This is a genomic window from Paraburkholderia sp. CI3 (assembly GCF_050436505.1).
GTDB lineage: Bacteria > Pseudomonadota > Gammaproteobacteria > Burkholderiales > Burkholderiaceae > Paraburkholderia > Paraburkholderia tuberum.
The window spans coordinates 285,933-311,274 of the sequence record NZ_JBNDMI010000002.1; the positions used below are offsets into that span (position 1 = coordinate 285,933).

Genomic DNA, 25,342 nt, shown 5'->3' on the forward strand with positions numbered 1-25,342 from the left:
TTCTGCCGTAAAGACACCAGAGAACCGAATCACATCAGGTCGGCTGTTCTGTCAGGCTAACGCTTCTCGCACAGATCATTGCGTGAGCATTAGCCGGTGTGGGCCCAGTGAGGCGCGGCCTGTAGATGGCATCTCCGACTTCGATTAGCCGACCGGTCAGCGCACAGATGCCTGGCACCCGCGCGACGACTTCGCACCATGTCTGGTATCCATAGTGTCCGGAGCGCGCATCGCACCATGAAACGATCAGTGTTTGCGCGGTCGGTTGGTCGAGTACCCGTATGATTGGCTTGCTGGTCGAAGCGATCGACTGTCGAACAGAGGAACCGTTCAAGGCAGATCCGTGCGCGGTGGCTCGTTCGTTAAGTCTCCAATCGCCAAGCCTTGTGACGGTCATACTCCACGGATCAACAGCGCGATTCATAACCCGGCTCCCTCCGTGCAAGCTCGAACGCTTGCGCTTCGCGTGAGCGCTGCCCACCATAGCTGCTCCCTTCCGTCGATAATTACCGGTCCGATTGCGTCGGCAAAGACCTTTTTGATGTCTTTGCCCCTGCGAACATAGTCACGCTTTCATGAACGGCGCCTACCCGAAAAACACCGTGGCCCCGGCAAGTCCCCTGGGTCGGGGAGATCGTTCTTCGAGGCTTTACCGGTATGCTGCTGCCGGGCCCAAAGTCCTATGCGTGCGCTGCCCCCGTGCCGCCATGTGCGTTTTCGCAAGTGGCAGCCAGGACGCAGCGGGCCGCCTCGACCAGGACTGCATATCGGCAGCAACGCGTGCAAAATCGCTCGCCGCCGGGGACCCAGGAAATGCATCGACGACACAGCGCGAAAGCTCTGCCGCTTGCGCGATACACGGATCGATTGAGATGCAGCCTGCCTTGAGAACCGAGACAGCCAGATAATCGCGGGCAATGGCTCCGAGACTTTCCAGCAGCGCGTGAGTGTCCGCTTCACCCTCGAACAGATTCACAATGATGCGGAATTCCTCGATGCCCTGTGCGAGACGCAGGCGCTTCATGCAAACGTAAGTGTCTTCTACTGCAGCGGCCGACAGGTGCATGACGACGATGACGTGGTGGGCTTGCAACGCAAGTGGTGAAAACGCGCCGTTGCCAGCAAGCGCGGCATCGATCAGCACGATGTTCGGCGGGCTCGTGAGCACCGCGTCGTACTGCAGGCCAGCGAAGTTTTCGTGATCCGTATGGCCGGTGCCAGTCGAGTGGATCTGACGTCGACCACGGTCAACGGCCAGCACGCGCGGCAAGTTGCGATGTATCGCGGGAGCGAACACGCCTGCGGCGTGAATGTCTTGAAGCATTGTGCTCGCCGACCGCGCGCCAGGACATTCGTCCACCACCAGCACGTCCATACCCTGTCTGGTCAGCGCCATCGCGAGGTTGACAACGGCAGTTGTACGGCCGACTCCTTTCGAGCCGCCTGTGACAGCGACCACACGCGTAGCACTTTTGGCGAACATCTGGCGCAACCCGAGCGCCTGTCCGGAGACTATATCCTTCACTGATTCCCCCACGTATCGAGACCTCCGCGCCCATCACGAGTAGCGTTGACGGCCCGCGCGCCGTCAGTCATAACGACTTTCGGATCGCACGTTTCATCGACGCGTGCATTGTACGCCTTCGCGTCACTACTGACAATGCAATCATATATGGTCTATGTGTCAGATATGAGTGACAGATGCAAAAAACGCGAACGGCGGGTTGGCCCCGAACTCATCTGGTTCTTTCTTGCACGTTGGGAATTGAAATGCTGCGCGCTGCCTGAAAATGGAGGTAGCGGTACGTCTAGCCGGCTACAGCAAGGCTTGACGCCGTGCCTTTCGGGTCGTCTCGATCAACAGCCGAAGGCGCTTGGGGTGCGCCAATGTGCTGTTGTGGCGAGCGGGGGTGGAGTGACACCTGTCGATGCCTCCGACTGATGCCCGCGGTAACTTATCGAGCGGTTGCGTTGCCTTGGCGACAGCTCGGCGCCGCCATGCCGCGTTCACTCGGACGGGGCTGCCGCGGGAATTGGGCTGTGCCAGTCCATTCAGTCATATGAGTCGCGATGGTGCGCCCACGGGTACGTCCGGGCGATGATTGTCGTAGACTGTTTCTTCCGGCTGTCGCGACAACACGCACGAAAAAAATCCGGCAAGCACTGTCTGAAGCACCTTGTCGCTCACCGTTTGCGGACTGCACATCCTGAAGAACTGCACGCCCTCGCACAGGCTCACCAGGCCAACCGCGAGAGCCTCGGCCTGCAGGGGCAACGGCCTGCCGTTGCGCTCCGAAAGCATGCAGATGTGCGCGCTGATCTGTTCCAGCTTCTCCTGCCGGAAGGCGTTAATGCGCTCCCGAAACGGGGTGTCCCGGCACGCGAGCAACTGGGCCTCGACCCAAAGTGGAAAGCAATCGTGTTCAACGAAAGATTGGCTGTAGTACGCGATGGCGCGGTCCTTCATTTCATCGGGCGTGCCGCCCCTCTCCATCATCGCCAGGAGATTCGTCCGCGCCCTATCGTCGTCGCGGCGCAACAACCTGATCAGCAGATCCGGCTTGCCGCCGAAGTTTGAGTAGAACGCGCCGCGCGTATAGCCAGCCGCCTCAGCGATGTCCTCCACGCTTGTCGCGGCGAATCCCTTTCTAACGAACATCTTCCGCGCAGCCTCAAGCAGGCATTCGCGCGTCTGCTCTCTGCGCTGTGCCCGTGTCAGGCGTTCCCGCTTCATGGCATAAAGTACCGGTCAGGCCGACATCTGCGGTGCCGCCAGATCGGCATGCTTGTCAGATGACGGGTTTCGCAATGATCCGTCGACGCCCGATCAGGCCGCCTCGTGGTTTATGTGACATTAGACTCATATCTGATTTTACTGTCAATAGCGACGACGAAATCTGACAAACGTGAGGAAAAATCGGAACCGCCATACCGCGCACTGGTATTCCGGACCAAGGCATCCAGACGCCCTTCGGAAAAGCGCAGAGGCGCGCCGCGCGGGGACGTCATGAGCTCCCTCGTCCGATTGGAAGATCTTCGGGCGATAGCGTGCGGCCTTGAGTCGGCCGGCGACTGCATACGTCGCCCATCCTGAAGCGTGAGCGGTCCGCCCGTCTCATGCCAAGCAGCTTCGTTGCGGTGCCCATGATCACGCGACTTCCATACCGTTTGTCGACTGTGCGAGGCTGAGCTCCCCAAGGTAAACGCTTTCGCCCAATTCGCATTTGCGCCAGGCGCTGCCGAGGGCATGACGTATTTCGACCCTGTAAAGACCGCTTCCCTTGGTGAGACCACCGAAGCGGAAATCGCCGAAGCCGTCAGAGACAGTCTCCGCCACCTTCTGATCGCCGAGGTAAAGGGCTACGACCGCACCCGTGACGCACTCGACCACATCTCCCATCCGCGCGCTGACGCTTCCGCCGATGAAGCAGGTTTCCCAGCGCTCGAGGTCGCTGTACCACACGCGCGGTTTCGTGCCCAGGTTAGGCCGCAAGACCTTGAGCCCCTCGCGCTGGGCCTTCTCGGCCATCGCCGCGTCATCGAGCTTGACCGTCTCGAAGACGTCGGTGGGGCACGACTGCTGGCAACGCGGCTGCGGCCAGCCCTGGTCGAGTAGATGGGCATCGAAAATCCAGGTCTGCGGCAGTTGCAGCTCATCGTTCCAGACGATCGCCTTGTACGGGCAGGACTTCACGATGTCCTTGCGGCCTCGAGCCTTGTCCGGATCGATGATGACGACGCCGTCGGCGCGCTTGCGAATGGCGTCGCCGCCCACCCGCATGCAAGGCGCTTCGTCGCAGTGGTTGCACATGACCGGCAGATACGTGGTCTCGACCATATGCGAGTCGCCCTGGACGCGGCGCAGGATCCGGATGGGGCTGTCGGCATTGGCGGCGGCGGGCGCGGCATAACCGGGGAAGTCGTTGCCGACGTGCTCGTCCCGCGCGGCGATCACGCAGTTCTGGCAGTTCTCGCAACGCCCCACTTTGATAATCAGGTTCCACTTGCTCATTCGAAATTCCTCACGCGGCGCGACCGAGCATGAACGCTTCGGTGCCTAGCCACTTCTCGACCTGCACCAGGCAGGAATTTGGGCTCATGCTGCTCGTGCCGGCGGTTTGAGGCCGGTCAGGGGTGAGCATGTTCATGCAACCGCCAATCTCGACGCACTCGCCGTCTATTTCGACCAGCTGAAATTCGGCGCTCGCCTCATACGACTTGACCACTCCCGCGCTAACCAGCGGCGAGACGTCGGCCGCGCAGATCACTGCGCCGCGGTCGTTGTACACCTTGACGAGGTCGCGGTGGGCAATGCCTCGAATGGCCGCGTCGGCCGGACCTAGCCTCAGCAGCCAGAAGCGATGGCCACCAATCAGCGCGCGATGGTCATCGATGCTGTTGACCGAGGAGTTCTTGCCATCACAATGGGTATGGAAGCTGTAACGGCTGTGAGTGGCGATCAACTGCAGCGGATAACGCTGAGCCAGGTCCGAACGCAGCCCCTCCCAGGACGGGATGTATCGGTTGAGCGGTGGTCGCTCGGGATTGTCCGCAGTGTGCCGCTTCATCAACTCGGGCACGAACTCCAGCTTGCCGCTCGGCGTCTGCAGGCCCATGCCGAATTTTTCGGCGAACTGCGACGGCAGCGGATGGGGTTCCTGCAGGTCCTTGCGCCGTCCCTCCGCGAACCAGCGCATGTCCACCGGATGGCGCAACTCGGGCTTCTCGGCCGGCACGACGAAATAGCCCTTGCGGCAGAACTCGCGCCACGAAATGCGATCGGGCAGATCCGACGAGTCGAAGACCCGCCTGACCCAGTCCAGCTCGCTGCATCCCTCGGTGAACACCCCGCCAAGGCCCAGCCGGGTCAGGATGGCAGTGAAGATGTCGTAGTCGGAACGGGACTCGCCCAAAGGCTCGATGCACTTGTGCTGCAGCGTCATCACGCGATGATTGACCGTGCTAAACCCATGGTGGGCGTAGCCGCCGGAATTCGCCCATTCGCCGATGTCCCAGCGCTCCAGCGCGGTGCACGCCGGCAGGATGATGTCGGCGAACTGGGCCTCGCCCTCCATCCAGATCGACTGGTTGACCACGAACTCGATGCTCGGGTGCCGGTAGGCTTCAGCCCAGCGTCCGGAATTCGTCACCGTGCTGAAGGCGGATCCGCCGTAGCGGTAGATCATGTGGATCGGCGAATACCCGGGCATGGGGTAGCTGAACGGCGCGAACTGGGCTTCCTGGGACATGCCGTCCCAGAGGTAGCCCGTCGCATGGCCGTTGATGATGGCGTCGGGCAATTGCTGCCGCGGGACCATTTGCTTGACCGGATTCATGGACAGAATGTGCGGCATGCGCTGGTAATTGTTCACCGCATTGGCGGTCCACGCCAGGTCGCCGGATATGCCGCCGTCCGCGTAGCCGGGGAAATAGAAATGGAGGTCGTGGGGCACGCCGGCCTCGAGGCAGCCGAAATTGACCCCCGGCTTACCCCAGCCCTGCATCGCCATCATCATGATCATGCAGCGCGCCCATTGCGCTCCGGTCGCGCCGCGGCCCGCGCCGCCGAATCCCGCGCCGGTCATCCCGACCGCGAGATGGACCTTCCTGTTCCCCCATCGGCGCGCAAGCGCACGGACGTCCTTGGCGGGCACGCCGGTTTCGCCCTCCTGCCACTCGGGCGTCTTGGGAACGCCGTCGGATTCGCCCAGAAGATAGGCCCTCCACTCGTCGAAACCGGTCGTGCGGGTGGCGATGTAATCCTCGTCGTACAGGCCCTCCACGGCCCACACGTACATGATGGCGGTGGCGAGAGCAGCATCGGTTTGCGGTCGGACCGGAATCCAGCGCCCGCCCAGCAACTGCGCGGTGGGGTTGCAGTGTGGGTCGATATGAACGAACTCAATGCCGAGTTCCTTGGCCCACAGGCGCCGCGGAGTCCCCTCGAATCCCGCATAGGCCCCGTTGGTACTTTCGGGGTCGCAGGACCAGAACACGATCATGTCGGCTTCCTTCAGGCAATCCTCGACGCCACCATAGCCGGATGGCACGCCGACGCGCATCGAGTTGCCGAAATGATGCATGGCACCCCAGTACCAGCCTTCCCAGCTATCCGGATTGGCCGCGACCCGGGTAAAGCCGATCAGGTTGGCAAAGCGCGTCAGCGCGCTGAGGTAGTAACCGACGTTGCCCCACTGGTGATGGGACGACATCGGGAAGGTGATGGAACCGGGACCGTGAACGCGCTTCTGCCGGTTGATTTCCCTGGCGACAATGTCCAGGGCCTCGTCCCAACTGATACGCACATAGCCGGATTTGCCCCGGTTCTGGGGATTGCGTTCGCCGTCAGGGTCGAAGTCGACCCGCTTCATGGGGTGAAGGATGCGCTTGTCGGAATAGACCAGCGACTTGAGCGTCAACGCGTGGGGCGCGACCAGGCCACGCCGTGGCGGGCTGAAACGGCGGCCGCGCGCCTCGATCACATAACTTGGCGCATCCGTGCTGTCCAGCTCGATGGGCGTCACCCGAACGACGCGGCCATCCTTGACGTAGACGAACAGAGGCCCGCCGTTGGTGCAGGTGGTGTAGCGGCGGGTGCCGTCGCGCAAAGGCGTGCCCATCGGCAGGCCGACGGTCCGCATCATGCTCAGGGTCTGCATTAGCCAAACCAACAGTTCGTCCTCGCCCTCGGTGACCACCTTGAAGTTCTTGGCAGCGTGGATGATTTCGCCCTGGTCCGGATTGGGAGAAAAGAACTTCAGGGCGGTGGCGACATCCTTGAAGATCATGCTCACGTCGGGCCGCGGTCGCCTGCCGGCGCTGGACCGAACACGTCCGTTCTTTAACCTGATGACGCGACCGATGCTTTGATCCGCAAGTCCGATCCAGGCCACGAGATCGCGCTCCTTCAGGCGATCACGATAAGCGGGAAAGCGGCGTGCCGTCAGGTCAAGAACCTTGGGCAAAGCAAAAAGAATAGTCTTGAGGACCTGTCGTTTCATTGTTCGATCCAAAGGGAAGCGGGGTGCGCTAGCGGTGGCATGACGTCGCGGACCGCAGCCAGGCCCGGGGCGCGAAAAATAACGTTGTCGATGTGTTCGATGGGCATTCAGATCTCTCGATCGGTGCATTAACGAGTCGTACGCGCTAGAACGTGTAGGCGACGTTCAGGAAGACGCTCAGGGGATCGAGCCGGAGCGTCGATTTGGAAACGATCTGCGTTCCAGTCGCGGTGTGTCCGTCTAACGTAAGGTGGGTCTTCACCGGCATATAGTTCACAGAGGTTCCGACAGACCAGTGTTTTGTAATGGCGTAACTTGCCCCGATATCGAATACCGGATTCCACGATGAACTGAGTGTTGCGTGTGCCGAACCACCTGAACCAACGCTATCAGTGACAAACTGGCTATTGGTTATCCGAACCTGGGTGAACCACGTATAGTTCACGCCGAGCCCCATGAACGGACGGAATTTCGATTCGGCTGAAAACAGGTGGTATCGAAGTTCGATGGCTGGCGGCATTGGCCTCGTCGAGCCGAGGTTGCCATACTTCTCCAGCGTCCCATCGCCAACCAGATTTACTGTCAATGGCAGTCCCAAAAGCATAGCGACGCCAATGTTGTCCGTGACGTAGTACTCGGTGGTAATTCCCACCGTATTCGTTGACGTCGCATGCCCCCCGCTACCGGCTAGTTGGCGATTCACCGTTTCGCCGCCAATACTCTCCACGGTGAGTGGCGTTGCGTCGCCCTGTGGCGCGATGTGAAGCCATCCTGTGGACAGCGTAATGCTTCCCGCCGACTGGGCGTTTGCATTGTCGGTAAGCGCAGCCGAGCAGAGGCAAGCCGCCATACCGGCAGAGCTGACCATTCGCCTGTAATTCCTCAAGTGTCTTCTCCTGTCTCGTTGCCCGGGCATTTTTGTGAACCCGTGGCGCTTCCTGTGGAACCGATGCGGCGCTCCGTCTGGGGTCGTTGCGTCGTTCCTCATAGGCTTCGACCGCTTATCAGGTCCGCCGGTTATGTCTGATTAGGTGGTTTTACTAAATGACATGAAACAGGCACGAATGTTTAGAACACTGCTACTGCCTCGTACACGTTATGTGGAAATACGCTTTCGCGTTATCCTTACCATCCTTTCTATTCTTCGTACCTCCTGGTGTCGAGACTTTAATCCGTCCAATTATTCGTTCTCTGCCTTTGGAATAACTGCTGGTACAGCATGCCTCCATCGCCCTGCACGCTAGTAAGCGCGCATCGCCAAACGTTCAGTCTCGGGCGGGAATACGCACCACGCACCGTCGGGGTGCCGGAAGAAAAATAACCCAACCGGTCCTGTCGGCAGCAGTAGCTCGATATGCACATAGGGTCTCTGGTTTGAGCCGGCACGACCGAACCGGGTAATCCGAACCGCACTCGCCGATATTGGCCCGAGCCATTTTTCAACAAGCGAACGCAAGGACCTTTCTGAAGCAGTATTCATCTTCTTTCCTCCAAACCGACGCGAGCGTTTAACTCATGACACTGGCGTTTGAAACGCCGCATCGAGCCGCGTGCGCGTGACTGAGCGCCCCCGCTGATGTCAGGCTCCTATCACCTTGGCCTGCTGTGCGTCTCTATCGCCGCTGGTACATCAACATTGCTCTTTCCGTGATGGCCGCGCGGCAACCGAAAGCGAAAATGCGAACGGAAAGCGCCCGAGCGCGGAAGTCGCCAATGCTTCGAGCGCGGGGTCGGGAAGTTCGACGTGAAGCGAAAGCCCGCGCGAAGTATCTTCAATGATCCTAACGGTTGCTCCCTCGACGCCAGCCTCCACGAGTGCCGACTGTAACGCGTCTACCGTTTCGCGCTGTTTCAGCGCCGGCTTGAAAATCTTGCCCACGCCTGTCAACGGCATCGCATCCAGGATTCTGATCCGTTTAGGCAGTGCCGCGCGCTCGCCTATCTCGAGTCGCACGAACTCGGCGAGTTCGTCCTCAGTCGCGGTTGCACCCGGTTTGAGCTGGACATAGGCAATCGGCAACTCTCCGGCGTGTGCATCGGGACGACCGACCGCCGCCGCGATGTTGACGGCGGGATGGCGATAGAGCGGTTCCTCGATCGCTGCCGGATCGATGTTGTGACCGCCACGAATGATCACTTCCTTTTTGCGACCAGTAAGCCAGAAATAACCATCGACATCGCATCGACCGAGGTCGCCGGTATTGAGCCAGCACCTGCCATCGCCGAGATCCAGCCAGAGCCCCTTGTTCTGCTCGGGCACGATATACCCGAGGAAAATGTTCGGGCCGGAAATAGTCAGCAGGCCGACCTCATCGATCTCGCAATCCCGTACATATCGCCCGTCAGCGTCGACGATGACGGCTTTCATCGCCTGGCCCGGAATGCGGAGCCCGATTGAGCCCAGCCTGCGCTCCCCCAGCGGCGGATTGGCGCTGCTCACGCAGGTCCCCTCGGTCAGGCCATAGCCCTCGAGAATCCGGATGCGCGTCCTTTCCTGAAAGGTCCGGAGAACTTCGACCGGCATGGGAGCCGCACCGCACAGTCCGTACTCCAGCGAACTCACATCGTGCTCGGCGACAGGAATATCGAGTAACGCCGCATAAAGCGTCGGGACACCGCTGAAGAAATTGATGCGGTGATGCTCGACGATTTCCCAGAAACGTTTGACAACGCCATCGCCGCGATAGCCTTGTGGCGTGCCGAGCACGACCTGGGCGCCTTTGGAAAAAGGCAGGAGACCCGTTGCCATGACGGCATTCACGTGGAAGAGTGGCAGTCCGCAGAAAAGCGTCTTGCCTGGCCCGACGCTGTCGCCGAAGAATTGACCCGTGCTCCAGGCATTCGCCACCTCATTGCCGTGGCGGCGCATCGCAATTTTCGGCAGGCCGGTCGTCCCGCCCGTACAGAAGTACGACGACACGTCGTCGGCGCCAAAGTGCCGCGCGCCTTGAAGTGCCGTTCCCGACTCCTGCGCGATGGCAACGCCGAAGTCGTGGATCTCGATATGCGCAGGAACCGCGCCCCGCACGCCGCCCTCGCCGTGCAGCCTTGAGCACTCGTTACGCTGCAGCATCCGCGTCGCGGACTGTTTTGAACCCGTCACACGTTCGGCCGGATTCACGAGCACCAGATTCTTCAGCGAAGAAACCTTGTGCAGCACCGCTTGTACCTTTTGCCAAAGATCAGTTCCGGGAAACGGCGCCAGCGTTACCAGCACGCTGGCGCCTGCAGCGTTGAGGAGTTGGCCGATGGCTTCCTGCTCGAGCAATGGATTGATCGCGCAGACAATTCCGGCGGCCTCCCCACCCCAGATCACGAAGTGCGTTTCAGGGAGGTTGGGCAGAACATATGCGACGACTGAGTCGCGTTGTACTCCGAGGCGCGAGAACATGTTCGCGGTGCGCGTGATATCTCGGACGAGTTCACTATACGTCCAGCACTCGGCGTTCCGATAGTCGTCGGCCGTTGCAAAGAACGAAAGTGCCGGTGCCGATGGATTAATCGCCGCGCCCCGGCAGATCATCTCGTAGGTGCTCGACGGGAGATCCGCCGGCAGCCCTTGCGTTTCGATGGCAAGGACTTCGTCTACGTTTGCGATGCCTTTCATGCTGCCTCTTCCACAACGACGTTATGCTGCACGCCCAGATCGATCGAGCGATCGTAGCTGACGATATGCGCCTCCACGACGTCCCCCACCTTCAGGTACTGCGGCCTTTCCGCCTGCATCTTCAGGAAAAGACGCCATTTTTCCGCTTCAGGCAGCTGCGCCGCGGCGCGTTGCTTTTCGGGCGATGGAATGCTCAGTGCACAGCCAGATGGCGTGCCCGTCGCGAGCAGGTCACCGATGCGCAGATCATGCACGCCGGAAAGCTCCGTCAAGGTCTCTGCCGGTCCATGGACGAGACCCGCCGTCGTGTCATTCTGGCGGACGGTTCCATTGACCGTCAGTGTCAGCACGAGCTCCTTCAACTTCGGAATATCATGTTTCTCAAGGAGGCAAAGATAAGGGCCGACAGGGCCAAACGTGCGGTAGCTCTTGCCCTTGTAGAACTGCATCTGCGGAATCTGGATATCGCGCGCGGAGTAGTCGTTGACGATCACGGCGCCAGCAATGTAGTCATGCAGGTTCTCGTCGGTGACCGTTTCGCGGGACGTGACGTCGCGTTTGAGCACAAGACCGAGTTCGATCTCGTAGTCGAGGAACTGCACCTCCCTAGGCTTCACGACGGGCGAGTCGGCAGGAACGATGCAGCTCGTCGCCTTCGTGAAGATCATGTTGAATTTCTTCACATCCGGGTCCATGCCCGAGTCGATCATATGCTGGCGATAATTCGCGCCCTGGCAGATGAACTGCTGGTTGGCGGTCACGGGCGACAACCATTGCACATCCGATTCGGGAATCGGAGAACCGTCCAGTACCGCCAGCCGTTCGACGGGATTGGCTTCAATAAACTCGGCGGTCGACTTGAATTCGCCTTGAATCGGCGTGATGGCGCCATTGGCGACTACGCCCCACTGGGCGCGGCCATCATGAAGGTAATGCAGAACGTGAAGTGCCATTTATCGATCTCCGGATTCGATGAAAGTGGGGTGGTTCAGGCGAAAAGCTTCGCCAACGTGCGCAGCTTGCTCAACGTCAGGTCGGGGCTGCGGCGCAGGTTTCTGAAAAGTGCCACGACGCTCGCGGGTGTGAACCTGGGCTTCGTGAAGCTGCGTGGCATCGTCGGTCCCCATTGCGCCATCGCTTCGCGGCTCACGGCATGGACACCCGTCGGCGCGTCCGCCGTAAAGAGGTCGCCGTCGCAATAGTGCTCGTGCTTGTCTCCCCACGGATCCTGCCAGTAGTCGAACACCTGGCTGCCCAGGATATGTCGGCCGATCCCCCATGCGTGCGTCCAACCTTTGTCGCGCAGAATGCGTTGGCCCATGCCAACCGCGTCGGCGTCAACGACTTCGTACGCGCTATGGCTGTAGGTGGGCACGAAGCCTTGTGCAAGCGCGAGCGTATGGTGATCGGCTGGCTTGTCGCCGAGATCGAGCCGCATGAACGCGACGGCGGGCGAACCATCGGGAAGCACCTGCACATCGCTGGGGATGAGGCCGAAATGCCGCGTATACCACGCGCAGGTTTCCTGGTAGTCGACGAGTTCGAGCACGACGTGTCCGAGCCGGATAATTTCCGGCGCGCCTTCGGGCGGTCGCTGCGTCCCGTTGATCCGGACCGTCGCATCCACGGAGTTGAACGGCAAGGGTGGCCGATGAGACAACGTCGAAGCTGGCTGCTGGCCCCATATCGCGTCGACGCGAAAGCCTGAAGGATCGGTCAGCCGTACCGTATAGCCGCCGCCGGGCAGGGGCGAGCGTTCGACGTCCGAGGCGCCCGGCAGTTTTGCAAGTGCATCAAGCTCGGCCCTGTTATCGACCTGTAGCCCAAAACCAACGAACCGGGATTTCGAGGCCTTCCGGACGACATAGCAGAAGTGTGAAGCACCCGTTCCCCGCAGCAGCAGAAGCGCTTCACCGCGCGATACCGTTCGGAGCCCGAAGTCACTGAGAAATTGCTCGGCTTTTTCGAGATCTGGCCGGTCGAATATCAGATAGGCCAACGCCGACGCTTTCGTCGTAGGATCGGGGTGACGGGCTGGTTGTACAGTGGTCAGGTTCATGGCGATAAGAGATCACACGGTGTGAATGGGGTTTCGAGATGGCATGCGGCTTCGCGATCACTGCATGACCCAGCAGTGCTGACCTAGCAAGGAAAGACTCTCGCGCACGAGCCGCGACGCATCGGTCGCCGGGCCATCGTGAACGACGGTCTTGTCGGGCCGCACCACGGCGGCCCAACCAACCGGTACGAGACGCGGAAGGAACACACCGTCGAGGTCCTCCCAGCTGTCATGCCGAGCGAGATGCGGCCGCTCTCCACGGTGTGCGATCTGCACAGTGCTTCCGCCGGCGCGCGCGAAGGCTGCTGCCTCAGAAGAATCAAGCGAGGCTCGGGCATCTGTGCCAAATCCAATCAGCACCAGACCCTGCCCGAACACCTCGTCGCTCGGACGCGCCTTGCCATCCGAACCGCGTACCCGCCCCTGCCCAATGACTGCGCCGCGCACAAGCTTCGTCGGCGAGCGGCCTTTGACAAACACACCTCTTCTAGTTGTTTTTTTCGGCTGGATCTGCGATTCCTCGGGCTGCGCGCGGAGCGGGAGCACCGGTGGCGACAATTGCATTAGCCCATGAGCCCACAAGGCAATGCCGCCATTGCGCGGCGTGACGAGCTTTCTCATGAACCTTGCGAGCTTTGTGATCGCCTTCTCGTGGGGCCGCCTCTCCTCGCCGTAAGTGTCGAGAATGCGTGAATCCGCTCGCCCCTGCACCACCCATGCAAGCTTCCAGCACAGGTTGGCGGCATCTCGCAGTCCCGCGGCCAACCCTCGGCCGACGGATGGAGGCCCAATGTGCGCGGCGTCGCCCGCGAAGAACACACGCCCCCGGCTGAATGCATTAAGGGTTCGCGTTCGGAAGCGATACACCGCCTTGCGCTCGATCATCGAGTCTTCCGGGTTGCCCGATGGAGCGACCATCTCGCGTATGCGGACCTCAGCTTTCATGTTCTCGTGGCGCGCGTCCGGCTGCAGCATGAACTTCCAGCGCTCACGCCCGCTGCGACCGGCCATGCACCGGTTTGGCCGACGGTGATCGGAGATGAACTCGATATCATCGGCTGGGCGCGAAAGATGCCGCGCAGCGGCAACGAGCCATTCCTCGGCAAATGTCTTACCCCAGAAGTGCGGCCCGATAGTCTGCCGAACCAGTGAATACGCCCCGTCTGCACCGACCACGTAGCGCGCCCGGACGATGTGAGGGCGGCCGTGATCAAGCTCCAGCGACACGAGCACATGGTCGCCTTCTTCCGTGAAGCTCCCCAGTTCGACACCTGGCGCGATATGCACACAGTCGTATTTCTCGAGCCGGGCCCGCAGGCACCGCTCGAGTTCGTGCTGGTACAACGTGACGGGCTTCTGATAGCCATCCAGGCGGCTCGCCGAACTGATTTGGCCGACCTGCCCCAGCATGGGCGTTCTCATCCGCACATATGGAATGGTGCTGGTCTCGAAATCGTGCTCCCCAATGCCCGCAAGCTGAAGGACGCGCAGCGCGTCGTTATCCAGCTCGATTGCCTGGCGCGCGATGGAAACCTCGGTCGACTTGTCGACAATCAATACATGCACGCCGTAGCGCGCCAGTAGATTGGCAATCGTTGCACCGACAGGTCCGCAACCCACCAGTAAGACGTCAACCACCGACGGTAATGCGCCAATCGGCGGACGAACCTGTTCATGCCGGCTCCACGGCGCGGCGCCGTCCTTTGCTGCTGTCTCCACAGTCACTCCAGATGTTGTCTGTTGTACTTGTATGTAAGGCCGGCCTTCGGGTCGCCTTTAATGACATTAAAGTCATTCATGAGCGTTTTGTCAACCTAGACATTACGATCTATACTTAGGCATAACCAAGCTTGGATCCATCATGCCGAACACTACGAAGCGTCCTACCCGTGCGGCGCCAATCGCCCCGGTTGCCATTCCCGAACAACGCGAGCCGCGCGGTGCGCGTCGCAAGCGCGAGACGCGTGCCCGTCTGCTCGACGCCGCCCTCAGACTGATGGCCGAAAAAGGCATGGAGGGCGTGGCGATCAATGAAATCACCGAAGCCGCTGATGTCGGCTTTGGCTCGTTCTACAACCACTTTGAATCGAAGGAGGCGATTTACGCGACGCTTGTCGACGAGGTGTTCGAGGATTTCGCTAACATGATGGATCGCCTCGCCGCTGGCCTTTCCGACCCGGCCGAGGTGATCGCTGTCGCCGTGCGTCATACGGTCCTGCGTGCGCAGCAAGACCCCGTGTGGGGACGTTTCCTGGTACGTGAAGGGTTTATTCCGACGCATGCGATGAGCCGCGGACTGGGCCAGCGGCTGCTGCGCGACATTGTGAATGGCATTGCCGTGAAGCGCTTTGTGGTCGCCGACCCGTTCATCGGATTTCTTGCGGTAGCCGGTACGGTCCTCTGTGCAATCGCCGCCGAGCTGAACTTCGTCGCACCGGGCGCGCCCGCGGCAAGCGTACTCAAGGAGCTTGGCTTCAGCGGGGAGCACTTCCCTGAGCGTACTGCAGCAGTGCTGCTGCAGACACTCGGACTCAAGCGCGCGGAGGCGGAGAAGATTGCAGCGCGTCCGCTGCCGGTCGTGGAGGAGACTGTCGACGCCGATTGAATCAAGAGGTCCGGCGCCATCGGTCTGATCGGCCTGAAGTCAGCCGGGTGCGGCCCGGCGGAGAAGCCCGGTCGGGCCGCTAGCGATTAAACTCAATCACCTGCTAAAGCCTCGACGCTAGCAATCAGCTCGCGCTCCTTGTCGGCGTGATGCACCAATTCCTGTATCGGTTCAGCCTGCTAGAGCCGGGCATAACAACGCCGAACTTCTCGTACTCGCAGGGATGCGCGCCGGTGCAACGGCGGACACGCTAGGCGCCGCCGAAAATTCCCGGACGACTTCGCCAATTTGAGTGCCTATCCTTCTCACTGCGATTCGATGGCCGTTGACGAGTGCATCGTAGCCGGCCGATACGGGCTGGCTGACTATGCTGCGGCAGGTCAATGTTCGTGAGTCGTTCGACTTGCGTACACTCCAGGTGACGTCAAGCAGCGCGTGTGAGCCCGGCCACGATTCAAAACGCTGCACGTCGACGGAGACCTGATACGTGCGAGCGTCCTCGGCGTGACCAGACCGGTACGTGTCGGGGCCGCCCGCCTGTCGAGTCGCGGCCGCGAGCAGCGCATTGCGGATCTCGTCTGCAAGCGGCGATGCCCAGCGCTCGTCTTCCAGAATCCTGACGCGCGCCGCATCGACCTGTACGACGAGCTGGCTCCTTGCCACTGAAACCGGCACCTTCACCATGCGCATGTCGATCCGGAAGGCCGGACTGACCGTAACGTTTGCGCCCGTCGGTTCGCTGTCAGTGCCGAGTGTATAGAAGCGGGCCGGCGGGGAAGCACAGGCGCTCAGCGCGGCCAGACCCATGACGGTCGCAATACGGGCCATCGCGCGCCACACGCGGGATTGGATCAGTTTCATCGTTGGTCTCCTTTCTTGCCGAACAGGAGCGCCTGGGGATGACGTTCCAGATAATCGGCGAGCGCATTGAGGGATTGCAGGGTGCGCGTCAGTTCCTGCATCGCATCCTGGATGTCCGACTGCAGGGGCGCGGTCTGCCGGAGCGTCGTTTCGGCGGTACTGAAGGTTTTCTGCGCGGCCGCCAGTGTGTCGCGGGCTTGCGGAACGATCTCTGTGTCCATGTGCCCGAACAGCTTGTTGGCGTTTTCAAGTGCGCCGTTAAGATTGGCTCCGATCTTGTCGAACGGCACCTGATTCAGCTTCCTCGCAATATCGGCAATCTGCACCTGAAGTTCGTCAAGGGTGTTAGGCACAGTCGGCAGTTCAATAGGATTGCGATGAACATCGACGCTCGCCCGAGGCGCTTTCGGAAACATGTCGAGCGCCACGAATAGCTGGCCTGTCAGCAGGTTGCCGGTTCGCAACTGACCGCGCATTCCCTCCATGACGAGGTTTTGCAGCAACTCATGACCACCCTGCGAGTTCGGAGCCGGTAGCGCTTCGTTGGAGCGCCGGCTGAGCCGGTCGGGATACAGCGCCAGCGATACCTTCATGCTGAAACTCTTCTCCTTTTCGTTATATTCGATACCGATGTCCGTCACCTGCCCCAGCGCGATGCCTCGAAGGTCGACGGGAGCACCGACAGACAGGCCGCGCAGCGACTGGTTGAACCGCATCACGACATTGAGCGGCGCGCCATCGGGCTCGCGCATCGCGTCGGACTCGTCCGATGCGAGTCGGAACGCCGCCTTGTCAGCGGCCGGTTGTCCGGCGTCCTGACCCGGCGGCGACTGGAACGCCAGGCCTCCGACGACCACCGTCGCCAGAGATTGCGTATTGAGCTTCAATCCATTCGAATCGAGACGGAGGTCAACACCGCTTGCGTGCCACCACCGTGTATTGGTGCCGACATACTGGTCAAACGGGGCATTGACGAAAACATTGACGATGACGCCGGTGCCATGCGGATCCAACGAGAAGCCGACCACCTGGCCTACCTGGACGCGATGGTAGAAGATCGGCGCGCCGATATCGACGGACCCCAATGAGTCGCCCCTCAGCGTATATTGATGCCCCGGCTGCCCGGACGTGACGATCGGCGGACTTTCGAGGCCGACAAATGCGGTTTGCCTTTCCGAAGACCGCCCGACGTCGACACCGATATACGCGCCGGAGAGCAGCGTACCGAGGCCCGAGATGCCGTTAGCGCCCACGCGCGGGCGAACCACCCAGAAGCGTGTGCCGCGGCTTGCGAATTTTTCTGCCTGTTTGGTCAGCTCGATCGTGACGATGACGTGCTGCAGGTCCTTTGACAGCGCGACCGCCTGTACCGAACCGATCTCCACGTCCTTGTATTTGACCTTCGTTTTGCCCGCCTCCATGCCCTCAGCGTTGCTGAAGGTGACCGTCACTGTCGGTCCCTTGTCGGTGACGGATTTGACTACCAGCGCCACACCGATCAGCGCACAGATGAGCGGCACTAACCAGATGAGGGAGGGAATCCAGCGTTTTCGCGGCTTGATGTCAGGTCTGGGTGGCGTGGGAAGATGCATCGCTCGAAGAGTAGTTCGCAAATATGAGGTTATTTAGGAGTGCGGACGCCGCTAGAACGGTATTCGTTCATCGCCGTGAACCACGCGCTGGCCCGCAGCGGACGTTGTCCCAGATCAGCCGCGGATCGAATTGATGCGACGCGAGCATGGTGAGAATCACCACCGCGCCGAAAGCGAGCGCGCCCGGACCGGCAGTGACAACCGCAAACGAACCGAAATGCACCAGCGCGACCGTCAGGGCGACAACGAAGATATCGAGCATCGACCACCGGCCAACGCACTCGACGAGCCGATGCAGCTTCGCGCGTTCGAGCGGCTGCCAGTCCGGACTGCGACGGGCCGCTACGATCTGCAGCGTGAGAATGGCGAGTTTGAGCATCGGCACCACGACGCTGGCTACGAACACGACGACGGCGAGCGGCCAGTCGCCTGAAGTCCAGAAGTACGCCACGCCGCCGAGGATCGTGTCGTCCTCCGAGTGGCCGAGGGATGACGCGTGCATGATCGGCAACAGATTCGCGGGTATGTAGGCGAGCGCGGCGGCAAGAACCAGACTCGACGTGCGCGTCACGCTATCGGGATGGCGCGTGTGCAGCACCGATTCGCACCGCGAGCAGCGCTGCTCTGACGACGCCGCGATGTGCTTCTGCACCAGTCCACAGGTATGACAGGCTATGAGCCCGGCGCTGCGCGCCGTCATATGCGCCGCCGGCGCGGGCTTCAGGCCGAAGAACGTCGGGGCTCGCGCGGTGCACCTGCGCTTCACTCTGGTCCAGCGGATCTCAGCGGGTTGTCGAAACTTTATTTCGTCCCGCGTCGACCAGAGCACGCGCGGGTCGAAAGTGGCGAGAAACGCCAACATCAACGTGAGTGCACCGAATGCAAACAGTCCTGGCCCAGGGATCACCTGCGCCATGCTGACCATTTTCACGATCGTGATGACCACGCCGAGCATGAACACTTCGATCATGCCCCATGGACGGATGAGCTGCACGACGCGAAGCATTCGATTGAAATGACGTACTACCTTGCCAAGGCGCAGCGGAATGAGCACATAGAGAAGGGCGAGGAGTTCGATGAGCGGAAACAGGATCGCCGAGCAAAAGACCATCGTTGCGACGATGCGCATGTGCCCCGTCCACAACGAGCGCACCGCGCCGAATAGCGTCGCCTCCGACGTCATACCGTTGGTCTGCAGTTGTATAACCGGGAAAGCCTGCGCAATACAGAATGTGATCAAAGCTGCAACGGTGAGCGCACCAATCCGGTCGAGGGGCACGCTCGCTCCCTGCGTTCCTTCCAGGCCCGCACGGCAACGCGAGCAGTTCGCAGTCTGGCCGCCCCGCAGCAGAGGCTTGCGAAACAGCAGATCGCACTCATGACAGGCGATCAGTTTCTTATATTCCATACAGGGAACTGGACAACCTGAAGTTCTGGCGCGTTCGATGCACGTGAAGTCCGGCTTGACCTTCCCGTGCGTGGGCGCATTCTGATTTCGGATAGGAAACGACTGCTCCGATACCCGCCGGTACAGTCGAGGAAGAGCGGCCTGATCGGCAGGTCGCTCTTCCCGTCTTCATCGACACGCGATCATTGCGCCGACGCTGTTTGCGGCTGGCCCGGCGGCAGTTCGCCCATCGCCTGGAACAGTGCGACGGTATCGTTCATGCGCTGGCTTGCCGCGCGCACGGCGCCGATCTGTGCGTTGAGAAAGCGCTGCTCGCTGGCATACTGTGCCGTTGACGGCAGCGAACCCATGCGGCGGCGCGACGCGGTATCGTCGAATCCCGCCTGCGCTGCCTGTGCCGCTGCTTCAGTCGACGCGAGTGTCTGTGCGTCGTTATCCAGCGCCGCAAGCGAATCCGCGACATTCTGGAACGCCGACAGAACGGTGGACTTGTAGTTCAGCACGGCCGCATCGTAAGCATCGATCGACGCCTTGCGGTGCGCGAACAGCGCGCCGCCATGGAAAATCGGCTGCGACAGGCTCGCACCAATGGCCCACAGCCCGCCCGCGCCCGAGAGAACCGCCGGCCAGCTAAAGCCGCCGCGGCCCATCGAGGCCGTCAGCGACAGGCTCGGAAAGAGCTGCGCGGTCGCAGCGCCGACATCGGCGGCAGCGGCCTTCACGGCGGCGTCGGCTGCCTGTACGTCGGGACGCGAACGCAGCAGGTCCGACGGCACCACGACGGGCACGTGTTCGGGCAACGTCAGGCTGTCGAGGTCGGGAACGGCCGGGGCGTTGTCCGGCGTGCGGCCCATCAGCACCGCGAGCGCATGGATGGTTGTGGCGCGCTGCTGGCGTAACGCAGGAAGACTCGCCGCAGCCGAAGCCGCATCCTGCGTCGACGCAAGCGCCTGCGCACGCGAGACCGAGCCGAGTGCGTAGCGATGCTGGTCCTCGTCCGCGGCCGTCCTGGCCACGGCAACGAGCCGTTCGGTGAGCGCGATCTGGCGATCGAGTGCCGCCACGCTGATGGTCGTACCGACGATGTTTGCCGCCAGCGCGCGCCGCGCCGCCTCCAGTTGATACGCCTGCACGTCTACGCGAGCGGCGCTGGCCGCATTCGCCGAACGCGTCGCACCGAACAGGTCAAAGGTGTAGGACGCGAGAACCTGTCCGGCAAAAAAGTTATAGCGAACCTCGCTGGGGCCAATGCCGGGCACAAGCGGTGAACGCCCGCGATCGACTTGTGCGGCACCATCGATTGAAGGCAGCGTCGATGCGCCGACCTGGGCGCGCAACTCCTGCTGCGCGGCTGCGAGCGTCCGCTGCGCAGCCCCGAGCGTGGGGCTGTTGCGCAAGCCTTCCTCGACCAGTGCACTCAGCGCGTCCGACCGGTAAAGCTGCCACCATTGCGGAACGCCCACTGCGCCGATATCGAACTGCTGCGCCACGCCGCCCGCTGCGACGGTCCTGGCCGGCTGTGCCTCGGCACCGTAGTGCGCAGGCGAAGGCATCGCCGGGGGCGCGCCGTTCGGGCCGAACGTGCAGGCCGTCAGTGCGATGGCCACAGCCACGGCCATCACGGATGTCTTGTAGGCGAAGCTCATCATCAAACCTCCATCTGCTCGGCGACGACCGGTTGCGTTCCGCGCTCGTCGTGCCGGACCCTGAAGCACGCGGCGTACAGCGCGGGCAGGAAGAACACGGTCAGTACCGTCGCAATCGTGATACCGCCCATCAGTGCGGTCGCCATCGGACCGAAGAAGCCCGAGCGCAGCAGCGGAATCAGCGCGAGGACGGCGGCGGCGGCAGTCAGCATGATCGGCCTGAAACGCCTTATCGTTGCGCCGATAATCGCGTCGAAGCGCGGCTGCCCTGCCGCGATATCCTGATCGATCTGGTCGACCAGAATCACGGAGTTGCGCATGATGATGCCGAACATGGCAATCACGCCCAGCAGCGCGACGAAGCCGAAGGGCTTGCCGAACAGCAGCAGCGCGGCCACGACGCCAATCAGGCCGAGCGGCGCGGTCAGCACGACGATGAAGGTCCGCGCGAAGTTCTTGAGCTGGATCATCAGCAACAGCAGCACGGCGATGATCATCAACGGCATTTCGGCATTGATCGACGTCTGGCCCTTCACGCTTTCTTCGACCGCGCCGCCCACCTGAATGCGATAGCCGACCGGCAGCTTGGCGGTTTCCGCCGCGAGCGCACGTTCGATGTCGTGGGTCACGTCGATGCCCTGCGCGTCGCCGCGCACGTCCGCCTGCACCGTGATGGTCGGCTGACGGTCACGTTGCCAGATGACGCCGTACTCGAGCGTATTGCGCACGTGGCCGAGCGAACCGAGCGGCACCGGGCCGTTGGGTGTCGGAATCGCGAGACTGGTCAGCTGCGCCGGATTGACACGTTCGCTCTTTGGCGCACGCAGATCGACGTTGATCAGCTTGTCGCGCTCGCGGTACTGCGTCACCGTGTAGCCCGATAGCGTCATCGCGAGGAAGTTCGACACGTCTTCCGACGTGACGCCAAGCTGGCGCGCGCGGTTCTGATCGATCTCGAACGAGATCGAGCGCTCCGCCGGCTCGTCCCAGTCGAACTGGACGTTGCGCGTGCGGGGATCGGCGCGGACCTTGTCCGACACCGTCTGCGCAATCGATCGGACGGTCGCGATATCGTCGCCGCTCACCCGGAATTTGATCGGGAAGCCGACCGGCGGACCATTCTCGAGCCGGGAGACGCGCGCTCGCACGCCGGAGAAATCCTTCTCGAGCATGCCGTCGAGCCAACGCATCAGTTCCTCGCGGTTTTCCACGCTTTTTGCGGTAATCACGAACTGCGCGAAATTCGGCTGTTGAAGCTGCTGGTCGAGCGTCAGGTAAAAACGCGGCGCGCCGGTGCCGACGAAGTCGACGAAGTGGTCGATCTCGGCTTTGCCGTCGAGCACCTTTTCCAGGCGCTTCGCTTCACGCAGCGTCGCTTCGAACGAGGCGCCTTCCGGCAATCGCAGATCGACCAGCAGTTCCGGCCGTTCCGAGTTCGGGAAGAACTGCTGCGGCACGCGCGTGAAGGCCAGCATGGAAATCGCGAAAAGCACGACGGTGACGCCGAGCACGACCCAGCGACGCTCGACGCACCACGCAACCCATCCCGACAGGTGCCGGTAGAAGCCGGTGTTGCCGATTTCATGCGGATCATGGTGCGCACCGCCGGGTTGAGGCTTGCGTTCCGGCAGCAGGTGATAACCCAGCAACGGCACCAGCACGACGGCCGCGACCCACGAAACGATCAGCGCGATGGCCGACACTTCGAAGATCGAACGCGTGTATTCGCCCGTGCTCGATTTGGCGAGCGCAATCGGCAGGAAGCCGCATACGGTGACGAGCGTGCCTGTGAGCATCGGAAACGCCGTGCTGGTATACGCGAACGCTGCCGAGCGCGCCCGGCTCCAGCCTTGCTCCAGCTTCACCGCCATCATTTCGACGGCGATGATCGCGTCGTCGACGAGCAGGCCCAGCGCGAGCACGAGCGTACCGAGCGAAACCTTGTCCAACCCGATATTGAACATGTGCATGCACAGTGCCGTCACCGCCAGCACGACCGGAATCGTGATCACGACGACCATGCCGGTGCGCAAGCCGAGCGAGACGAGGCTCACGACCAGCACGATCGCCACCGCTTCGCCAACCGATCTCACGAACTCATCCACCGAGTGCTTGACCGCGTGCGGCATGCTCGAAACCGCCGTGAGTTTCAGACCCGCCGGCAACGTGGCCTGCAGTTCGGCGGCTTTTGCGTCGAGCGCCTTGCCGAGGTCGATCACGTCGCCGCCCTTTTGCATCGTCACGCCGATGCCGAGCACCGCCTGGCCGCCGACGCGCATCTGGGTCGCCGGGGGGTCGTCATAACCGCGCGTGATCTTCGCGATGTCGCCCAGCCGGAACGTGCGCTTGTTGATGGTGATCAGCATGTCGGAGAGCGCCTGCACATCCTTGAGCGCGCCGCTCGGCCGCACGAACACGCGGTCGTCCGCAGTCGTGATGGTGCCGACGGGCGCCACGGCATTCTGTGCGTCGATCGCCTGCGCGAGCTGTTGCGGCGTGATCGAAAGCCGCGTGAGCTGCGCATTCGATATCTCGACGAAGATGTGCTGATCGGGGTCGCCAAAATAATCGACCTTCGCCACACCGGGTATGCGCAGCAGGACTGTGCGCAGCTTGTCAGCGTAGTCGTGCAGTTGCGCCGGCGAAAAGCCGTCGCCTTCAAGCGCATAGATGTTGGTGTAGACGTCACCGAATTCGTCGTTGAAAAACGGGCCGACGGTTCCCTTCGGCAGCGTCGCGGCAATGTCGCCGACCTTCTTGCGCACCTGATACCAGGTGTCCGGCACTTCCTTGACGGGCGCGGAGTCCTTCATGGCGAAGAAGATCATCGACTCGCCAGGCCGCGAGTAGCTCTTGATGTAGTCGATGTTCGGCGCGGCCTGTAGCTGGCGGCCGATCCGGTCCGTGATCTGTTCCTGCACGTCGCGCGCAGTCGCACCAGGCCAGTAGGTCTTGATCACCATCGTGCGGAAGGTGAACGGCGGATCCTCCGACTGCGCGAGTTTCGTATAGCCGATCACGCCGAAAAGCGTGGCGAGCCCGATCAGAAAGATCACGAGCTGCTGATGACGCAGCGCCCAGGCGGAAAGATTGAAGCTGCCTTCGCCAGACTTGTCTGCCCCGGAAGACGGGACAGGCGCGCTCTCGCGCACGGGTTCTTGGTCACGGGAGTTCATGACGGGAAATCCTCCCGATGCAGGGGCGCCACCACCTGCACGTGCTGGCCCGTGCTAACGGCGTGCACACCCTGCACCACGACGCGGTCGCCGTCGTGGAGGCCCGATGCGATGGAGACCGTGCGCTCGTCGTATCGCTGCACCGTCACAGGACGCAGCTCGAGTGTGTCGGTGCCGGTACGCACCACCCAGACAGCGGGGTTCTCGCCCTGATGAAAGAGCGCCGTCACCGGCACAGTGAACGGCTGTGCGCCCGACGCGTCACCGACGACATCGAACGCAACGGTGGCCGTCATGCCGAGGCGCACTGCAGGGCTGGGCGCGTTCAGGGTGAGCTTGACGCGCCAGGTGCGGCTTTGCGGATCCGCGCTAGGCGACACCTCGCGCACGCGGGCCTCGAAGGTCTTGCCGGGTAGCGCCGGCAGCGTTACGCGCGCCATGCTGCCGACTGTCAGCGAGCTCAGCGTGCGCTCGGGCGCGTCGCAGACGATATCCACGTCGCCCGTCCAGTCGAGGTGATAGATGGATTGGGTTGCCTGAACGTTCTGGCCCGTGTCGGCGTCCTCCGAGGTAATCACGCCGTCGTGATCCGCAGTCAGCGTCGCATAGCGCAGATTGTCCGAGGCGAGCGCCATCTGGGCGAGCGCCGAGTTGCGCTGCGCAACAGCGGATGCGTACGCGTCCTGCGTCTGTTCGAGCTGCGCCGGTGCAATCAGGTTTGCCTGCGCCTGCGCCTGATCGCGATCGAGCTGCTGCTTCGCGTAGACGAACCGGTGTTCGGCGGCATCGAGCTGCGCTCGCGCGTTGGCCAGGTTACTGCGCAGATCGGTCGGGTCAAGCAGCGCAACAACCTGTCCCGCCTTGACGGCGTCGCCGAGGCGAACGCGCCGTTCGATGATCTTGCCGCCCACTCTGAACGAAAGCGCCGTGGAGTAGCGCGCCTGCACCTGAGCCGGCAGCGACGCACTTGCCGTGCGCCCGTCAGCGTGGACGGCCAGGGCGACCACGGGCTTCGGCTCTGGAGCGGCGGCTTCGCGCTGGTGGCATGCCGTGAGCATGACCGCGCAGCAAGCCGCAAGCACCATGCGTGCGCACTGCGGAGATTGGACGAGGGAAGGTAAGAAGCGACGCGCAGGCGCCTGCGCGATAGGGCCGGAATGTTTCACGATGTTCACAAGACGGGTGATAACCCTGGTAAGAAAGTTTCCCGATGCCGTGCAAACCCGAGTGCCAGCAAGCACGGTTCGCTATCAGCGCGGACGCATAAAACAAGCTTCGTTGATACGTTAGTCCTACTTATCGACGTGCATGTCGGTACTTGCCATCTCGATGTGCCTCCACGCAACCAGTACGTGGGGCAGCGCCCGTTCATGCCTAACGCCCGGTG

Annotated in this window: 17 protein-coding genes; 1 reads left to right on the top strand and 16 read right to left on the bottom strand. The window is 61.9% G+C overall.

Annotated features, from left to right (window positions below; all coding sequences use genetic code 11):
* Positions 1 to 34: 34 nt before the first annotated feature.
* From OKW29_RS04145 to OKW29_RS04190, 10 genes are all read right to left on the bottom strand, one after another.
* Positions 35 to 484 carry a DUF3331 domain-containing protein gene (locus OKW29_RS04145; protein WP_429290087.1) on the bottom strand — a complete coding sequence of 150 codons (450 nt, stop codon included), beginning with the start codon at positions 482 to 484 and terminating at the stop codon, positions 35 to 37.
* Between the two features lie 165 nt (positions 485 to 649).
* On the bottom strand, positions 650 to 1,483 hold the full coding sequence (locus OKW29_RS04150; RefSeq protein ID WP_429290734.1) for an AAA family ATPase: 834 nt from the start codon (positions 1,481 to 1,483) through the stop codon (positions 650 to 652).
* A 573-nt stretch (positions 1,484 to 2,056) separates the two neighbouring features.
* Positions 2,057 to 2,734 carry a TetR/AcrR family transcriptional regulator gene (locus OKW29_RS04155; RefSeq protein WP_429290088.1) on the bottom strand — a complete coding sequence of 226 codons (678 nt, stop codon included), beginning with the start codon at positions 2,732 to 2,734 and terminating at the stop codon, positions 2,057 to 2,059.
* A gap of 414 nt (positions 2,735 to 3,148) precedes the next feature.
* A complete protein-coding gene (locus OKW29_RS04160) occupies positions 3,149 to 4,012 on the bottom strand; it encodes a 4Fe-4S dicluster domain-containing protein (protein ID WP_429290089.1) in 864 nt (287 codons plus the stop codon).
* A 10-nt stretch (positions 4,013 to 4,022) separates the two neighbouring features.
* Positions 4,023 to 7,001 (bottom strand): molybdopterin-dependent oxidoreductase, encoded by a 2,979-nt coding sequence (locus OKW29_RS04165; RefSeq protein ID WP_429290090.1) that lies wholly within the window; start codon positions 6,999 to 7,001, stop codon positions 4,023 to 4,025.
* 145 nt (positions 7,002 to 7,146) lie between these two features.
* The gene (locus tag OKW29_RS04170; RefSeq protein ID WP_429290091.1) at positions 7,147 to 7,869 is read right to left on the bottom strand and encodes an OmpW/AlkL family protein; all 723 of its coding nucleotides are present in this window, start codon (positions 7,867 to 7,869) and stop codon (positions 7,147 to 7,149) included.
* Positions 7,870 to 8,631: 762 nt separating this feature from the next.
* Positions 8,632 to 10,608, bottom strand: coding sequence for an acyl-CoA synthetase (locus OKW29_RS04175; protein ID WP_429290092.1), 1,977 nt, complete (start codon positions 10,606 to 10,608; stop codon positions 8,632 to 8,634).
* Entirely contained in the window at positions 10,605 to 11,561 is a 957-nt protein-coding gene (locus tag OKW29_RS04180; RefSeq protein ID WP_429290093.1) for a fumarylacetoacetate hydrolase family protein, read from the bottom strand. Before OKW29_RS04180 ends, OKW29_RS04175 begins: the two co-directional genes overlap by 4 nt.
* A gap of 35 nt (positions 11,562 to 11,596) precedes the next feature.
* Complete coding sequence (locus tag OKW29_RS04185; protein ID WP_429290094.1) at positions 11,597 to 12,667, bottom strand: VOC family protein; 1,071 nt, start codon at positions 12,665 to 12,667, stop codon at positions 11,597 to 11,599.
* A 57-nt stretch (positions 12,668 to 12,724) separates the two neighbouring features.
* Positions 12,725 to 14,386, bottom strand: a complete 1,662-nt coding sequence (locus OKW29_RS04190) for an FAD-dependent monooxygenase (RefSeq protein WP_429290095.1) — start codon at positions 14,384 to 14,386, stop codon at positions 12,725 to 12,727.
* A gap of 142 nt (positions 14,387 to 14,528) precedes the next feature.
* Here OKW29_RS04190 and OKW29_RS04195 point away from each other — a divergent pair, with 142 nt between their 5' ends.
* The gene (locus OKW29_RS04195; protein ID WP_429290096.1) at positions 14,529 to 15,272 is read left to right on the top strand and encodes a TetR/AcrR family transcriptional regulator; all 744 of its coding nucleotides are present in this window, start codon (positions 14,529 to 14,531) and stop codon (positions 15,270 to 15,272) included.
* Between the two features lie 171 nt (positions 15,273 to 15,443).
* On the opposite strand, the gene OKW29_RS04200 is transcribed toward OKW29_RS04195, so the two are convergent.
* The 6 genes from OKW29_RS04200 to OKW29_RS04225 all read right to left on the bottom strand — a co-directional run bounded on the left by OKW29_RS04200 (position 15,444) and on the right by OKW29_RS04225 (position 25,013).
* Entirely contained in the window at positions 15,444 to 16,133 is a 690-nt protein-coding gene (locus OKW29_RS04200; protein WP_429290097.1) for a PqiC family protein, read from the bottom strand.
* Positions 16,130 to 17,725: an intermembrane transport protein PqiB gene (locus OKW29_RS04205; RefSeq protein WP_429290098.1), complete on the bottom strand. Its 1,596-nt coding sequence runs from the start codon at positions 17,723 to 17,725 to the stop codon at positions 16,130 to 16,132. Before OKW29_RS04205 ends, OKW29_RS04200 begins: the two co-directional genes overlap by 4 nt.
* A gap of 67 nt (positions 17,726 to 17,792) precedes the next feature.
* Positions 17,793 to 19,133 (bottom strand): paraquat-inducible protein A, encoded by a 1,341-nt coding sequence (locus tag OKW29_RS04210; protein ID WP_429290099.1) that lies wholly within the window; start codon positions 19,131 to 19,133, stop codon positions 17,793 to 17,795.
* 182 nt (positions 19,134 to 19,315) lie between these two features.
* Positions 19,316 to 20,779: an efflux transporter outer membrane subunit gene (locus OKW29_RS04215; protein WP_429290735.1), complete on the bottom strand. Its 1,464-nt coding sequence runs from the start codon at positions 20,777 to 20,779 to the stop codon at positions 19,316 to 19,318.
* A gap of 2 nt (positions 20,780 to 20,781) precedes the next feature.
* Positions 20,782 to 23,955 (bottom strand): efflux RND transporter permease subunit, encoded by a 3,174-nt coding sequence (locus OKW29_RS04220; protein WP_429290100.1) that lies wholly within the window; start codon positions 23,953 to 23,955, stop codon positions 20,782 to 20,784.
* The gene (locus OKW29_RS04225) at positions 23,952 to 25,013 is read right to left on the bottom strand and encodes an efflux RND transporter periplasmic adaptor subunit (protein WP_429290101.1); all 1,062 of its coding nucleotides are present in this window, start codon (positions 25,011 to 25,013) and stop codon (positions 23,952 to 23,954) included. Before OKW29_RS04225 ends, OKW29_RS04220 begins: the two co-directional genes overlap by 4 nt.
* Between the last annotated feature and the right edge of the window lie 329 nt (positions 25,014 to 25,342).

Excerpts from the sequence above, each read along its gene's own strand:
- OKW29_RS04145 (WP_429290087.1), bottom strand. The coding sequence starts at position 484 with ATGGTGGGCAGCGCTCACGCGAAGCGCAAGCGTTCGAGCTTGCACGGA.
- OKW29_RS04150 (WP_429290734.1), bottom strand. The coding sequence starts at position 1,483 with ATGTTCGCCAAAAGTGCTACGCGTGTGGTCGCTGTCACAGGCGGCTCG.
- OKW29_RS04155 (WP_429290088.1), bottom strand. The coding sequence starts at position 2,734 with ATGAAGCGGGAACGCCTGACACGGGCACAGCGCAGAGAGCAGACGCGC.
- OKW29_RS04160 (WP_429290089.1), bottom strand. The coding sequence starts at position 4,012 with ATGAGCAAGTGGAACCTGATTATCAAAGTGGGGCGTTGCGAGAACTGC.
- OKW29_RS04165 (WP_429290090.1), bottom strand. The coding sequence starts at position 7,001 with ATGAAACGACAGGTCCTCAAGACTATTCTTTTTGCTTTGCCCAAGGTT.
- OKW29_RS04170 (WP_429290091.1), bottom strand. The coding sequence starts at position 7,869 with ATGGTCAGCTCTGCCGGTATGGCGGCTTGCCTCTGCTCGGCTGCGCTT.
- OKW29_RS04175 (WP_429290092.1), bottom strand. The coding sequence starts at position 10,608 with ATGAAAGGCATCGCAAACGTAGACGAAGTCCTTGCCATCGAAACGCAA.
- OKW29_RS04180 (WP_429290093.1), bottom strand. The coding sequence starts at position 11,561 with ATGGCACTTCACGTTCTGCATTACCTTCATGATGGCCGCGCCCAGTGG.
- OKW29_RS04185 (WP_429290094.1), bottom strand. The coding sequence starts at position 12,667 with ATGAACCTGACCACTGTACAACCAGCCCGTCACCCCGATCCTACGACG.
- OKW29_RS04195 (WP_429290096.1), top strand. The coding sequence starts at position 14,529 with ATGCCGAACACTACGAAGCGTCCTACCCGTGCGGCGCCAATCGCCCCG.
- OKW29_RS04200 (WP_429290097.1), bottom strand. The coding sequence starts at position 16,133 with ATGAAACTGATCCAATCCCGCGTGTGGCGCGCGATGGCCCGTATTGCG.
- OKW29_RS04205 (WP_429290098.1), bottom strand. The coding sequence starts at position 17,725 with ATGCATCTTCCCACGCCACCCAGACCTGACATCAAGCCGCGAAAACGC.
- OKW29_RS04210 (WP_429290099.1), bottom strand. The coding sequence starts at position 19,133 with ATGGAATATAAGAAACTGATCGCCTGTCATGAGTGCGATCTGCTGTTT.
- OKW29_RS04215 (WP_429290735.1), bottom strand. The coding sequence starts at position 20,779 with ATGAGCTTCGCCTACAAGACATCCGTGATGGCCGTGGCTGTGGCCATC.
- OKW29_RS04220 (WP_429290100.1), bottom strand. The coding sequence starts at position 23,955 with ATGAACTCCCGTGACCAAGAACCCGTGCGCGAGAGCGCGCCTGTCCCG.
- OKW29_RS04225 (WP_429290101.1), bottom strand. The coding sequence starts at position 25,013 with ATGCTCACGGCATGCCACCAGCGCGAAGCCGCCGCTCCAGAGCCGAAG.